Consider the following 16,549-nt stretch of genomic DNA (forward strand, 5'->3'; position numbering starts at 1 on the left):
ACATCTGCATTACTTTAGCTAGACGATCAAATGCATTATTTACTTCTTCTTGACTAGCTTTTGCATTATCATATACAGTTTGAGCATTTTCTAATGCTGCTTTGAATTCATCAGCTACTGCTGGTACTAATTTATCTAACTGTTCTTGAGTTACTTCTTTTGCCATGTCAATTGCAATTGATAATGCTGTTTTATTTGTTTCAATAGTAACTTCAACTAATGCATTTTTAGCGTTTTGTAATAAAGTTGTAACATTCTTCACTTCTTCTTGAGTTGCATCTGCTCTGTCTAATACTGCTTTAGCATCAGTCATTGCATTTGCGAATGATACCCAAGATTCAGCTGTATAATCAGCTTCATTTAAAGTCAAATATTCATTATATAATCCTTGTAATTCACTCTTATCAACATCTGCATTACCATAGAAACGCATTTCTGCTGCACTTGCACAACTATTTGCTGGATTTCCTAATGTTTCCAAAATATTTACTTTAACATATCTTGCGTCAGTAGGAATGAATTTCATCTGTTTAAATACAGTTTTATCTAGTAACTTAGTACCATCATTATCAAATTCAAATTGTCCAAGGTCTGTATAATTTTGACCATCAGTACTTACAGAAATAGAGGCTTTAATAATATCACCATTATTTCCACCTTGACGAGGAAGGAAAGTAACATCTGTTAAGTTATACACACTTCCTAAATCGACAATTACCCATTGTGGCATACCTGTTTGAGGAGTTAACCAATATGTTCCAATATCATCATCTAAAATACTAGATGCATTTTCACTCCAATTAACATAACCACTTTGATCAGCTATAGTAACACCATCAATACGATTACTTGGATTTACTGGTCTTAAATCTAATCCTTTAATAGCTCGTTTAATCTTACTTACTAATTGATCAACTTGATCTTGAGTTGGATCGTTATTCAATAATTCCTTAGCTTCGCTAATTGCATCAGCTAATGTAGTATAAGTTTCTACTGTGTAGAACTCTTCATTTAATGCTTCTGCACTATTTAATATATCAACTAATGCTTTTGTATCAGTTCCAGTTTTTACAGTAACTGTTTGAGTTACTGAGATTTGATCATTATCTGCAGAAGTCGCTGTAATATTAGCAGTTCCCTCTTTTAATGGTTGTAACATAAATGAGAAACCTGTTGTAGTTTTAATAGTTAATACTTTAACTACATCTTCGTTATCGCTAGTTACTGTATAATAAGGATTTAAAGCATCGTCTGGACTAACTTTAGCATTAAAATTAGTTAAATTTCCTACATATAAAGTATCACGATTATCTTTATCTAATGTAATACCTGTAACTGGAATATCATGAACATATCCACATTCAATTTCTTTTAATGTTAGCATACGATCATGAGGTTTTTCTGGATCACTAGCAGTACCATCAGCATGTTGGAACGTAATATTTACTGTTGCTACCTCAACTGCTTTATCTAATTCAAAAGTAAAAATACCATCGCTTGGATAATTTGTATATATTGGATTTCCGTTACGATCAAATGTACGTTCTCCAATTGTACCTAAATCAATAGTCTCACCATCTTTTGTAACTACATTTGCACTTACAACACGTGGAGCACCATTTCCTGTTGCTCTACCATATACTCTTACAACATTCATTAATTGATTATTCATGTCTAAATGTAATTCTAAAGGTAAAGTGATTTCTGGTTTTAATACTCCATCAACTTGATTATCAGCTGAGTCATATTTTAATTCAAATCCATCCTCTAATGCTCCATCATATAGTGAATTAAATGAATTTTGCTGAATTAATTTTTCAACATTTGTTCCATCATCTGTTGGATATGCTTCATTTGTAATTGTTGTTCCTTTTACTTTAACAGGAGTTTCTGTTGTTTCTGGCGTTTCCGGTATAGTTGTATCATTATCAATATTTCCATCAATGTATGTTAATTTTGGTCCAACCAATTTTGCAATACCATTTGTTACTTCAAATGATGTATCAGCTTTAGCTTTTAATGTAATTGTACCAAGTTTTATTGTTCCATTAATCAAATCTTGATCTCCTACATTAGTACTTACAACCGTTAATTCACTGCCATCTGTTCTTGCTCTCATTTTAGACATTGTCTTCATATCAATTACATCATAAGATTGACGATATCCTTCATATGAGAATTTATCTGTATCAATAGGAAGAACTTCACTAAATGCATTAATATTCTTTAATCCTATTCCAAGTAAAGTGATATTTACTGTTTCGCCTGCCTTTAATTGATTTTTATCAGCAATTAACATAATCTTTCCATCAGGGTTACCAGCTTTATTTGTACCTCCATTAAGTTTAGTTGTGATACAAGAAATATCATAAGCATCGATTACATTATCTCTATTAATATCAGCATTATTAGTTTGTGATACATAACTAAAATCTGAATCTTTATTAGTTAAACCAGTGTAGTTATCGATCCATGTTAAATCATTACTATCAACTTTACCATCTAAAGTTACATCCCCAACTGGATAACTCTTTGAACCTTCCACTTTATATGGCATAACTTCTGTCATACAAATATAAGTTCCTGCTGGTTTTGAAACTATCATTTTCATATAACGCATCTTAGCACCATTTAATGGAATCGATTTAACTGAAGCATCATTAGATAACTGCATCTTATCTACTACAGTTGTATAATTACTTCCATCAAGACTTCCTAAAATTGTTACTTCACGTGGTTGGAAATTTAAATAGCTACTATGTGGATAAATATCAATATAATCCATTGTTGTTATTTCTTTGTAATCAAAATCAATAACTTTATCACGGTTGTTAATACTATTATTGTTCCAATCAGTAAACCAATATGCATTAGTATCACGATCAATTAAATTTTTAGCTGAATATCCTGAAGCACTATCATTTGTTGTTACTTCCATTCCTGCTGGAATATTACGATATGGATCTTCGGTTGTTTTAGCTGTTATTGGTTCACTCCATGGTGAATAACCATCAATATTTACTGATCGAACTCTAAATGTATGAGTTGAATTGTATGATAAACTTCCAGCCAAAAATTCATTTGCAGCAATACCAGAATTTACTTTACCATCAATCTCTACTTGATATTCAGTAGCACCCTCTACCATATCCCAAACTAATGGAATTTCAGTTGGTGTGATTTGATCTTCTATAGCAGCTAATCCTGTTGGAGCTGTTAAAGTATCAGTTTCTTGATTTCCTGCTAGATCTTGTTTATTTTCAAATCCTTTTACAGTTACTTCAATTGCATTTTTGCTTACATCTGTATTTTCAACTTTTACATATAGTTTTGGTGTTGTATTAATTTCAACGTTAGCAAAATCACTACCTTCTGTAGCATATTTATTTAAATTTGGTGATTCATCATAGTAATATACATTACCTGTTGCACTATCAAATGCTTCTTTACTGTCAACTGCACTGAATTCAACATCAGCTGAACCAACTTTTCCAGCTACTGCTTCTGGTGCTTTTGAAACATTAACAACAAATGTTGTATCTCTATTAGAATCATAACCTTTGTAAGTTCCCTTAGATGCTTCAGCACGTAATATTGCCTCAGTACCTTTTACTTCAGAAGTGAATTTAGTAGTAACATTACTTCCATAACTAACTTCTTCTTTATTAGAATAATCTAATGTAATACCATCATCTTCAAATAAATCATATGAAGTTTTTCCTTCAGGCCAGAATTCAATAATACGTTTTGTTTTATCCAATCCTTTTGGATTAGTTTCAGAAATTGGTGCAACGTTATTATTTTCTTCATACATTGGGACAATAGCCCCATTTTTTACAAATAATGGTAATTTCCAAATTGGTGTATCAAAGTTATTTAAGAAACTTCCTCCACGATATTGTTTACCTGTAAAGTAATCAATCCAAACTTGGTCTTCATCAGGTAAATAAATTCCGTTACGAATATCATTACCATGTTCATCCATATTTGTATCTTGGTATACTGGTGCAACTAATAAATTTTCACCATACATATATTGATAACGAACACTGTTTTCATCATATGCAATTGGATCTTCTGGATATTCAAGGAACATTGCACGAATCATTGGTTTTCCAGTAACAGCTTCATTTGCTGCTGTATATGTATAAGGCATTAATTGAGCTTTTAATTTTAAATACATACGGTTAATTGATGTAGTATCCTCACCAAATGTATATGGTTTTTTAGGATAATCTCCCCATCCATCCATATTTAACATTAATGGTGTAAAAACTTTCCATTGATAATCACGAGTTGTAATTAAAGAAGAACCACCGAAGATTCCATCCATATCACTACCTACATTTGGATTACCACTTAATCCTTGTCCAATATATGTTGGAATATGGAAACGAATATATTCCCAGTTACCACCAGTTTGATCTCCAGTCCAAATTCCACCATAACGTTGAGTTCCAGCCCAACCATCTAATGTAACTATAGTACCGCGTTCACCAGTTTTAGATAAAATATCATATGCTTTGTCTAAACCAGATAGAGCCATTGAATAACCCCATCCAACCCAAGCAACATCTGTTTTTAAAGTACGGATACCTCCTGTATTTACTTCTTTTTCAAAATCACGTTGTAAATGTGGAGCAGTCCCTGCTACTGGTGTTAAATTACTTTGAGTCCACAAACCAGTTTCAATACCATATTGATTTGCATATTCTGTAAATTGTCTTAAGTTTTCTACATTATCATCAATACCAGTTACTGGATCATCAGATTTACCATAACCACAACCATATCCATCATTTGGTAAGAACCATCCAAATGGCATATCATTATCCACATAACCATCAACGACCGCTCTTGCAGAAAATTTATAGTCATCTTCATTAGTTCCGTTTAAAGTTTCTAATGTTTCCCCAGCAAGGGCCGCACCTTCACGATTAGTTTCATTATATCTCTTACCATCTTCTAGTAACCATTTACCATTGTCATTTTGTTTCCATGCATCACGGTTATAACAATTTAAATGACCTAAATAAAATGCACTTTCTGGATATAGTACAGGATTACCAGTAATTTTATAATAATCTTGTAATAATTCAGTAGGTGTATCATCTACAAAATAATATGCATCAAAACGATCTTCGTTATGTGATGTTGTTGTTTGATCTGATTTTGTATTTCCAAAATCATATTCTCCAGCACGCCATGTATTTCTCATTACTCCATAACCTGCAGTTGTCCAATAGAATGGATTTGGTGATGCAACTCCACCATCTGTCCAAGAACTTTCATTAGCAATATTAATTTTTTTACCTGTATGGTTGAAACGTCCATTTTGTGTTCCACCACCAAAGTATTGAGCACCTTTTGTGTTTTCTAATGTTTGGATAGTATAACTTCCATCTGGAAAGTCATCTTGATACCAATCTTTCATAAAGTCTTTATGATCATAATCAAAAATATGAGCACGAACATATTTTAATGGCTCTTTTTCCTGCCATACAACTTTATCTTTTTCTTTATCAATTAACTTCATTTTTGAAGTTTCTTTATCAATTTGTAACTCTACTTTATCAGTAGATACACTAATAGTTTCTCCTTCACTTACATTAGGTGATGGTTTACTATATTCATCAGATTCATCATTTTGTTGGGTAATAACACCTTTGTGGCTCTTAGTACGAGGCTCAGGTGTATCTGGAAATTCCCCATCTGGATCCATATTAAATCTAAATAAATTATTTTCTAAAAATGTGATTTTTGTTTCTTCTCCACCTTCATAAGTAATGTATACTTTATTTCCATCTTGTGTTACATCACTTACTGCTCCAAGAACATGTTCAGCTGTATCAATTTCTTCTGCATTGACTTTGAACATTGATAAAGAAAAAACACTAGTTAAAGTCATTGCAGCAGTTATTGTCATAACGCCAACTTTTTTAACAAATTTTCTTTTCATAGCCTTATCCCTTCTAATTTATATTTTTAAATCTTCCCAAAATATACCTAAAATTACTTTATCTATGTATCACCCTCCGTCACTTAAATATTAAATCAATATTAACTCTTTCCCTTATTCCTTATATATTGATGATAGCGCATTCATAATTTTTTGTAAAGCAATCGCATGAATTTTTTAAAAAAATGTTTTCTTTTTTATACACTTTTCCACAATAAAAAACACACTCCCTATCATCGTTACAAAAATAAAATGAGGGCAAAGAATTAATATCTTTTACCCCTTTTGTGGAAGATTCCCTACATGATGTCCAATAAGTACAATTATAATAACCTAGTGCATATATATGGCTATTTGCTATATACAATATAACCAGATATTAAAATTAGTTAAAAAATTCAAATACATTAATTATCTTTTATAATGCTCTTACTACATAGATAAGTGATGATAAAATATCCGCCATAAATAATAACTAAGAAAATTCCTGTTGTTATGATTGCTTCAAGTGCATCAGTTTGATTGAATGTCTGTAGCATCATATTACATACCTGGATTCCAAAAATAGAATGAATAATTGCTAAAATTAGCGGGAATGCAAAATAAATCGCTATTTGTTTAAATAAAGAACGATTTATCATTCTTTCATCAACCCCTATTTTTCTTAGTGTTTGATATTTTTCTTTATTATCAATACTTTGTGATAATTCTTTAAGAGCTAAAATAGCTGCACAAGAAATCAAGAAGACAATTCCTATATATAATCCAATAAAAATTACCATCGCTCCCATACCAATACTGCTAGTATAAATCTGTATCCTGGTATTGATCAATAAAACATCCGAACTATAACTTTGCATCTTTTCATCCAATACATTTCTGTTATCCTTATCTGCACTAATATAATTTGACATCAAATAACTATTAAGCGGCGAAAAATCACTTACTACTTCATCAGGAACAATATATACTCCCATCGTCATATGACTTGACTGCATTGATAAAAAACCATTTTGACATTTATTAAATTTACTATGATACACTTTTCCATTTAATTCAATATCCGGTTTATCTTTAAGAAATTGATTACGAGCATTTATGATATTTTCATAATTACCCATTACTACATACTCATCTTTTAAATTATAAGTTGGTAAATTATACATTTTAGCAAGTTTATTATAATCACTAACCTTGATTATTTCTTCACAACTATTTAAAAAGCTCTCACTTACTTCTTTATAAGTACCACCATAAGTATGCCTAATAGTTAATTGAGGACTTTGGTAAGTAGTAAAAGTATAAATATCTGTTAGCCCATCAAGTGAAATTTGTTTTTTATTCAAATATTCATCGATTGTTAAATTATCTTTACTGACATCTTTTTGCATCTGAATATCTACTGGTGCTAATTCATTTAATTGAGCTGTTGAAGCTTTATTTAAAGCAAAAGCACTTGAAAAAATACAAATAGTTAAAAAGAGCATTAAACAAATAACTGTTGTTGAAAGTACTGTAGTATTAATTTTACTGCTAATTTGTTTAACTGTAAAACTATTTAAATTTTTAAAGTAATGATTTTTTGAAGTCATTACCAACTTTAAAACCAGGCCTGAAATAGACCAGTAAATAAGAAATGTTGCAATAGCGCCATAGATCATTTGTAAAAACACGGAAAATGTCTCAGTTAAATTATTTGCTCCTGCAGTAACGTTATAATAGGCATAACTCAACAAAGCTACTGCCCCAATAAAAACAATTATACATAGAAACGCATTTTTTAATTTAACTACCTGATTTTGTTTATTAGCCATTAATAGTTTAATTAACTGTTGACGATTAACTTGGATAGTATTAAAAATTAAAACTAATAAATACATGATTCCAAAATAAATCATTGTCTTTATCATCGCACTAGAAGAAAATACAAACGTAAATTTACTCATATCAGCTTCAAACATATTAGCTACAATAATTGACATTACTTGTGATAAAGCAACGCCTAAAATCAAACCAACTAATAATGAAATAAGACCAATCGTTATTGTTTCAACTAATAAAATCTTTGATATTTGTTTTTTTGACATACCTAATGTCATATATATACCAAATTCCCTTTTTCTTCGTTTCATTAAAAATTGATTTGCATACACAATTAAAAAACCTAGAACAAATGAAACAAATACACTTACTCCTGATAAAATATCATTCATTAATTGAATAATATCTTTAGTTGAATTACTCAATTTCAACATAACTGTTTGACTTTCCAATGAATTAAAAATATAAAAGATTGCAACTCCTAAAATAAGAGTAAAAAAATAAATAGCATAGTCTTTAAAACTTTTTTTAATATTCTTTAATGATAAATTAAATAACATCACTTACATCGCCTCCAAGCAAAGAAACAACATCAATTATCTTATCAAAAAATTGTTTACGGTTATCATTGCCACGATCAAATTCATTGAATATCTTGCCATCTTTGATAAAAATAACCTTTGATGCATAACTAGCACTAAAAGCATCATGAGTGACCATTAAAATTGTGGTCTGATAATCTAGATTTAGTTTTTGAAGTCTTTCTAATAACATTTTTGAGCTTTTAGAATCTAATGCCCCGGTTGGCTCATCAGCTAAAACTAACTTTGGATTAGTAATGATTGCTCTAGCGCTAGATACTCGCTGCTTTTGTCCTCCAGACATCTCATAAGGATACTTATTTAAAATATCGCTGATATCCAATCTATGAGCAACTTCGTGAACCCGTTGAGCAATTACTTTCGCTTTAACGTTTTGAATTTGCAAAGCTAAAGCAATATTTTCATATGCTGTCAAGGTATCTAATAAATTAAAATCTTGAAAAATAAACCCCAGTTCTTCACGTCTAAATTTATTTAAGCTATTCCCTTTTAATTTTGTAATATCTAAACCTTCAACATAAATATGTCCACTTGTTACTTTATCAATTGTTGAAATAACATTTAATAATGTAGTTTTCCCTGAACCACTAGCTCCCATAATTGCAATAAAATCCCCTTTATTCACATTCAGTGAAATATTGCTGATAGCTTTAGTAAGATTACTCTTATTTCCATAATATTTACTAATATTTTTAATTGTTAGAATATTTTCCATAACCTATTCTCCTTTACAACTTAATTATAAAAAATACGTAATCTTAATAACATCGAACTAGCTTACATCACCTTACAACGTTGTAATATTGGTCATCATTAAAATATATTATTACTTTAGTATATTTACCATATTGTGATTCAATAATAATCTTATGGCCTAGCTTATCACATAAGCTTTTAACAATATATAATCCCATTCCTGTTGAACTAGAAACACGTCGCCCGTTTTCACCAGTAAATGACTTATCAAATACCCTGCTTAAATCACTTTTTTTGATTCCAATTCCATTATCGATTATTTCCAAGGCAATATTGCTATTTTTAATTACATTAAATATTATTTTACAATTATCCTGACGATGATATTTAATACTGTTACTGACAATCTGATTAATAATAAACTCTAGCCACTTGCTGTCACTTAAAACGGTATAATTAATTTGTTCGATTTCAATGTTTATTTTTTGATATAATAAGCTATCTTGATTACGCTTTATTACATTTCTAACAATCATTCCCAAATCACAAGATTTAATTAAATAATCTTTTTCACTACTATCTTTTCTAGCAAAATATAAAATCTGTTCAACATAATTTTCAATCCGACTAACTTGATCCTTTAACTTTCTTTCATTATGTTCATGATTATGGATCATTAGTTTAGCACTTGATATTGGCAATTTTACCTCATGAATCCATAATTCTATATACTCTTTAAAATCTTTAAGATTATTTTCATATATTTCTATTTCTTCATACATAGATTTATCAATCTCATAAAGAACATCACATAAGATTTTTCCTTCTAAAAAATTAGGTTGACTAATTAACTCTGTTATTAAACATTTTTTATCTAATTGTTCTAATTTATTATAAAAGGTATTATAAAAACTATGTTTCCGATAAAAATCATAGCTTATTAATAAAATTCCAAACAGTATCATTACTAATACAACTGACCAAATCAATGCATCTGATACTTTAAACATTAACAAAAAAAATAATACTATTAATATCATTAATATTAATAAAACTAGATAGATAACTCTATCTAGTAGATACTCTATTAAACTCATATTAGTATATACCCTTGATCCCTTCTAGTTTCAATCACATCATATAATCCAATCATTTCTAATCTTTTTCTTAATCTTGTCATATTGACTGTTAATGTATTATCATCAATAAATTTATCAGTTCCCCATAAATAATTCATAATATCATCACGATTAACAATCTTACCCTGGTTCATTAAAAGAAAATAGAAAATTCCCATTTCATTTTTAGATAATAATAATTCCTGATTATCTTTTTCTAACGTACTTTTCATTAAATTAACTTTAATATCCTGATAAGTCAGTTTGGGTTCAGTTTTATGTAGACGTTTAAAAACTGCTTCAATATGCAATAGTAAAATAGTTGGATTATATGGTTTAGTTATATAATCATCTGCTCCATAACTTAATGCTAATATCTCATCTATTTCGCTATCTTTACTTGTAACCATAATTACAGGAATAGTAGAAAGCTCTCGCAATTTTTTCAACAGTTGTTGACCATTAAGGTAAGGTATCTTAATATCCAATAAGATTAAATCTGGGTCTATTTCTAATATATCATCTAATGCTTTTTCAAAGTTTTTTAAGATGATTCCTTGATAACCATTATTCTCTAATAATACTCTTAATTCTTCTCGTAATTCTAAATCATCCTCAATAATTAATATCTTCACGATGATCACCCCTTTACATTATACACGATTATTTATAATTATATTATTATCTTACAAAGATGTAAGATAATAATATAATTTATTAACAATTTTAATTAAAAAGCCTTAGATAAACTGTTTTATCTAAGACCATAAATATTCTATTTTCCTTTATTCATTACTTTATTAAATAACTTTTCAGTTTCTTCAAACTGTTTTAAAATAGCATCATTACTAGGACTCTTTACTTTTGTTACATTTTTTTCTTCAATTAGAATCTGTAACTTTTTATCAATATTTTTTAATAATAATATTATTTCATCTAATTTTTCTTCCATATTTTCCTCCATATATATTATATATTACTAATTACTACAATAACAAACTACCAAATAATAACATTAACTGTATATTTAATTTTCTAAATTAAATAAGGTAAAAATATTGTTGCTAAACCTAAAAAGAAAAAGAAGCCTAATACGTCAGTAACAGTAGTAACAAAAACTCCACTAGCTAAAGCTGGATCTACATGAAATTTTTCTAATATTACAGGGATAAAATATCCTGCAATATTGGCTAAGATCATATTCATAAACATCGCTAACCCTGTAACTACACCAAAAATCGGATTTCCTTCAAATATCATTGATCCTAATGCAACCAAAACCCCAATTACAACGCCACTAAAAAATCCTACTGCTACTTCTTTAAGCATAATTTTAATAGCATTTTCTTTAGTAAGTTCACCTAACGATAACCCTCTAACAACAATTGTTAATGATTGTGTCCCTGCATTGCCACCCATACCTGTAACAATCGGCATAACAGTAGCCAAAGTTACTACTTGAGCAATTGTACCTTCAAAAAAACTAACAACAGAAGCAGCCATTACAGCTGTAAATAAATTCACAATTAGCCAGGGAATTCTGCTTTTAAATGATTCTCCAACAGTTGAGTCTAACCTTTCTTCTGAATCTACTCCACCTAATAAATTAATATCCTCAGTATTCTCTTCTTGAATAATGTCAATAATATCATCAAATTCAATAACCCCTAGCAAATGATCCATTTCGTCTACCACCGGCATTAGTATAAAACCATATTTTTGAAATTTTTTAGCTACTTCCTCTTGGTCTTCGTTATACAATATTGTTTTAACATTTGGATTTGTTATATCTATCATTTTTGTATCAAAAGAACTCGTAACAATATCTCTTAATGAAACAACTCCTTTTAATATATTTTGAGGATCAACTACATATAAATAATAAGTAGCTTCTTGATCAGTATTTTCTTGTAAATATTTTAACGTTTTTTCAACTGTATTTCTGGCTCGAATACTTATATATTCAGTAGTCATAATTCCACCTGCTGTATCAGGATCAAATGTAAGTAAACGCTCTACATCTTCTTTATCTTCTTGATCCATTTTACTTAAGATATCTTGTTTTTCTGGTTCTTCTAGTTCACCAAGCAAATCAGTTATTTCATCATTAGACATTTCATCCAATATTTGTCGTTGTTTAAAATCTGAAAAAAGTTTTAATAAATCATATTGATCTTCAATATTATCTTCTTCTTCAATAACATTAGCTACAATATTATTTGGTAAGTGATCCATTAATTGTTTTATGCTATCTTCATCTTCATGAAGTATATCTAAAATATCTGCAGGATGAATATTTGTAATTATCTTCTTGATTTGTTGAGTATCTTTACTCAATAATATCTCTTTTAATTCATTTTTAGTGATTGTATCAGCCATAAATTTCCTCCTTTTAGAGGATTAATTACCTAGTTTTAGTGGTAAATAATCCTTTTGACCACAATACCTCCAGGATATAGGCTCAATTTTCATTATTAACCACCTTCTTTCTTCGTTATTTTATCATATATATTGTATTAATAAAGCTTTTTACTAAATTAATTATCTCCTGCTATCTATATAAAATACCTAATAACTATATATTATTAATCTTTAAAAGAAAATATGATAACTATTAATCCGCTAGTCATCATATTTATATTAAATCTTATTATTACTATCTTTTAACAACTGTGTAATTACAGTTTCTGGTACTGGTTTACCAAACAAGTATCCCTGAATATAATCAAGGTTCATTGGGGTAACAATCTCATATTCTTCACAAGTTTCTACACCTTCTAAAACTACTTCAATATCTACATCATGACATATTTCAACAATAAAACGAATAAATGTTGCATCAAATTTACTTTTATGTATATCTTTAACAAATGCCCGATCAATCTTAACTATATCAGCTGGTACAGTTTTTAGTATTTCCAATGAAGCATAACCTGTTCCAAAATCATCCATAGCTATTTTAATTCCTGATGCTCTCAACTGATTAAATATATCACGTAAATAGTTAATATTTCTTACCATGTAACTTTCAGTAAGTTCAATAATAATATTAGATGGAGAAATATCTTCCCTATCTAAAATATCCTTAACCGCTGTGGTAAAATTACTATTTAACATTTGTAATGCTGAAACATTTACACTAACAGTAAAATTCGGATCCATTTTTAACCATCTTTTACATGCTTGAATAGCTTTTTGTAGAACCCATATCCCAACTTGAGGTATAAGTCCATTGTCCTCTAAAATAGGAATAAATTCTATTGGTGAAACACTTCCTAGTTCTTTACATTGCCACCTTAGCAATGCTTCTACACCAATTATTCTTTGTGTTTTTGCATTAACTTGTGGTTGATAATATACTTCAAAACCTTGATACTCATTACTAATACTTTCATATAAATATTTAAGTATTTCAAGTGAACGTTTTTTATTGATAAGAATATCGGTAGTAAAGAAAATTAATTTATTTTTTCCACTACTCTTAGCATATTGCAAAGCATAATCAGCATATTGACTAATCTCTTTATAGGTCATTCCATCATCAGGAAATAGTGCACATCCTGCTGAAATATGAACTTCACAACAATCATTAGCTTCAATTTGTATATGAATTAATGATTTTTTTATATCCTCATATATCTTTTTTACTTCTTCTCTATCAGTATTTTCAATCAACAAACCAATTTGATCACTATCTAAACGATATACACTAACATTTCCAGAAACACAACTTTGAACAATCTGCGCTAGGATTTTCAAAATATAATCACCATAACTTCGGTCATAAATATCATTAATATTTTTAAAGTCATCAATATTGATTACAACTAGGCCAAGATTATCAATTGCTTTATCATCGACTTTACAATTAAAATCATTAACAAACTCTTGACGATTTAATAATTGTGTTAAAGGATCAATCTTATTACGTCGATCTAATTGAGTCATTATTCCTGCAAATAGATTTGGATTATCAAATTCATCACGGATTAAATACCCTCGACACTTCAACCATAAATATTCTCCATCTCTATTTTTTGCCCTAAACTCAACTGAGTGATAATCCATCTTATTTTCACCAATTTCCATATTTGATTTATAAAATCTTTCCCAGTCTTGTGGATGTACTATCTTCTTCCAAATTGGTAAAGGATTTCCAATAATTTCTCCTGGTAAATTAAAAACTTCAACTTGTGCAGGTGAGTATCTAAATAATCCGGTTTTCATATTACAAACATAAATAAAATCATCAGTACTTTTAATTAGAGCATCATATAAACTCATTGCATCATATTTAAATTGGCTCTCATCTAAATTATTTGATTTGAATAAATTATCTTCCACTTCAGCTAATAAAGTTCTTCGTAAACGTAACTTTTGTTTATACATTTGTTCATCACTTCTTGCGATAATATCAGTTACTGATAAAGTATTATCTTTTAATACTGTATAAAGTCCAAATGTATATGAAAAATCATATTTTTTCTGATATTTTTCCTTTAATGATTTTGCTTCTTCATTACCTTCTATTAATAACTTTGAAACATATTTTTTATCAGCATTATTATATACTAATAAAAACTCATCACTACTTAAACGAAAAATAAAATCTGATTTACATAACCTTTGATTTAAAATCTCAGCTATCTTCTTTAATAAAAAATCACCCTCATCATGACCATATACATCATTTACATATTTTAAATTATCAATATCAGCTAAAGCAACTGTAAAAGTTTTTTCTTCTTTTAATAATTGATTAATTTTTTCCATTCCAGCACGCCGATTTAATAAACCTGTCAATTCATCAAAAGAATTTTTATGAGTTAGTTTTTTTAGATCACTTACATCTATTGTTTGTTGTAAATGAACTATTCTATTATCATCCCATCTAATCAAACAATCATAATTTTTAAATTTCTGCTTTAATTTACTATTTCCCTCATCCCATTCAATAATTTCATATAAGTTTTTTAACTGATTTTTCTTGCATTCATTACAACGTTGATTTTGATTATTATTTATTAATTTCCAGCAAATTTCTCCTTCAGGATGATTGAAATGATATGTAGACTTCATTTTTTTATTCATAAAAATAATTTCGTCTGTTTCTAAGTCGGTAACAAAAAGATTAATTTGTATATTATCAAGTAATTCAATAAAATTTTGGAACTCCATATTATGATTTCCTCCAAAACATAACAAGTCTAATAGTAAAAATATTATTTTTTCAATAATATCTTTCTTAGCTAATTAAACTATAGCATAGATAAAATTGCTACGCAATGGTTATTCTTACGCAATAAAAAAGCTAATTTATACGATAATTAGCTTTTTTATTCAATTGGTGCCTGATAAAAATAACCAAAGAAATTCTCAGTTTTTATCACATTAATAATAACACGAGAATCAACATCTTTCATTAAACTTACAATATCTTGTACTTCATAACTTGAAACAACTGTATGTAATAAATACATCGTTTTTTTACTATATCCCCCAATTGCTTCAACACACGAAATACCATGATGATACTGTAGAATATATGCCTCAATAATCTCTTGTGCTTTTGTAGTTGTTATTTGTAAAGTTACTCGTTCATAGCGTCGATAAAATGAATCAATTGTTTTAGTAGATATAAATTGAAATAAAATTGAGTACCCCGCATATTCCCAACTAAACATATATCCAAAGATAATTAAGATTATTGCATTAAATATAAATACGTACCCCCAAATTGCTTTTCCTTTGCGATTTGATACATATAATGCTATAAAATCCGTCCCTCCAGTTGAAGCATTACCTTTTAAAGCTATAACAGTCAATAACCCATATGCAAATCCACCAAAAACTATATTTAATAATATATCATCAAATAAAGGCGGATAATGAGTAAAATTTAAAAAGAAACTAGCTAAAAAGACTTCAAGTAAAGAAAAAAATGTAAATTTTGGACTAATACTTTTATAACACAAAATAGCAACTGGTATATTTAATAAAATCATTCCTAAAGATATTGGAAAAGAAAAGCCAAATAAAGAGGTAATCTTTTCAATTAAAATTGCTACTCCGGTAAATCCACTAGATAATAAATTAGTTGGCTGAATAAAGACATTAAGTACATATGCTTGTAAAAAAGCAGCTATTATGACACTAATCAACGTTATTAAAAGCCTAACCCTTTTATTATTACTTAATTTTTTAAACATAAATAGTAAGCTTCATTTCTTTAAATATTTTCACTTTACTAATCATAATTTTCCTACTTTCCTTTATAAATAATTATTTTAACAACTACTTTATGATTAGTATTCCCTATTATTAAATCATTTTAACTACTTTTAATATAAATT

9 protein-coding genes are annotated in these 16,549 nt (G+C 28.6%); all 9 read right to left on the minus strand.

The annotated features are described in order from the left end of the window. A partial coding sequence (locus ACLR9T_RS06910; RefSeq protein ID WP_413108807.1) for a discoidin domain-containing protein occupies positions 1 to 5,959 on the minus strand: 5,959 nt, incomplete at its 3' end. Positions 5,960 to 6,366: 407 nt separating this feature from the next. Next, entirely contained in the window at positions 6,367 to 8,340 is a 1,974-nt protein-coding gene (locus ACLR9T_RS06915) for an ABC transporter permease (protein ID WP_413108844.1), read from the minus strand. Further along, entirely contained in the window at positions 8,330 to 9,097 is a 768-nt protein-coding gene (locus ACLR9T_RS06920) for an ABC transporter ATP-binding protein (protein WP_413108808.1), read from the minus strand. Before ACLR9T_RS06920 ends, ACLR9T_RS06915 begins: the two co-directional genes overlap by 11 nt. A 67-nt stretch (positions 9,098 to 9,164) precedes the next feature. Continuing rightward, positions 9,165 to 10,088 (minus strand): ATP-binding protein, encoded by a 924-nt coding sequence (locus ACLR9T_RS06925; RefSeq protein WP_413108809.1) that lies wholly within the window; start codon positions 10,086 to 10,088, stop codon positions 9,165 to 9,167. Between the two features lie 83 nt (positions 10,089 to 10,171). After that, positions 10,172 to 10,831, minus strand: a complete 660-nt coding sequence (locus ACLR9T_RS06930; protein WP_413108810.1) for a response regulator transcription factor — start codon at positions 10,829 to 10,831, stop codon at positions 10,172 to 10,174. 140 nt (positions 10,832 to 10,971) lie between these two features. Next, positions 10,972 to 11,148 (minus strand): hypothetical protein, encoded by a 177-nt coding sequence (locus ACLR9T_RS06935; protein WP_413108811.1) that lies wholly within the window; start codon positions 11,146 to 11,148, stop codon positions 10,972 to 10,974. A gap of 83 nt (positions 11,149 to 11,231) precedes the next feature. Next, positions 11,232 to 12,575: a magnesium transporter gene (gene mgtE / locus ACLR9T_RS06940; RefSeq protein ID WP_413108812.1), complete on the minus strand. Its 1,344-nt coding sequence runs from the start codon at positions 12,573 to 12,575 to the stop codon at positions 11,232 to 11,234. A 261-nt stretch (positions 12,576 to 12,836) separates the two neighbouring features. Then, positions 12,837 to 15,374 (minus strand): EAL domain-containing protein, encoded by a 2,538-nt coding sequence (locus ACLR9T_RS06945; RefSeq protein ID WP_413108813.1) that lies wholly within the window; start codon positions 15,372 to 15,374, stop codon positions 12,837 to 12,839. Between the two features lie 158 nt (positions 15,375 to 15,532). Beyond that, entirely contained in the window at positions 15,533 to 16,405 is an 873-nt protein-coding gene (locus ACLR9T_RS06950; RefSeq protein ID WP_413108814.1) for a YitT family protein, read from the minus strand. Positions 16,406 to 16,549 lie beyond the last annotated feature (144 nt).

This window comes from Thomasclavelia sp. (assembly GCF_047249845.1).
In the GTDB taxonomy this organism is placed as follows: Bacteria; Bacillota_I; Bacilli_A; order Erysipelotrichales; family Coprobacillaceae; genus Thomasclavelia.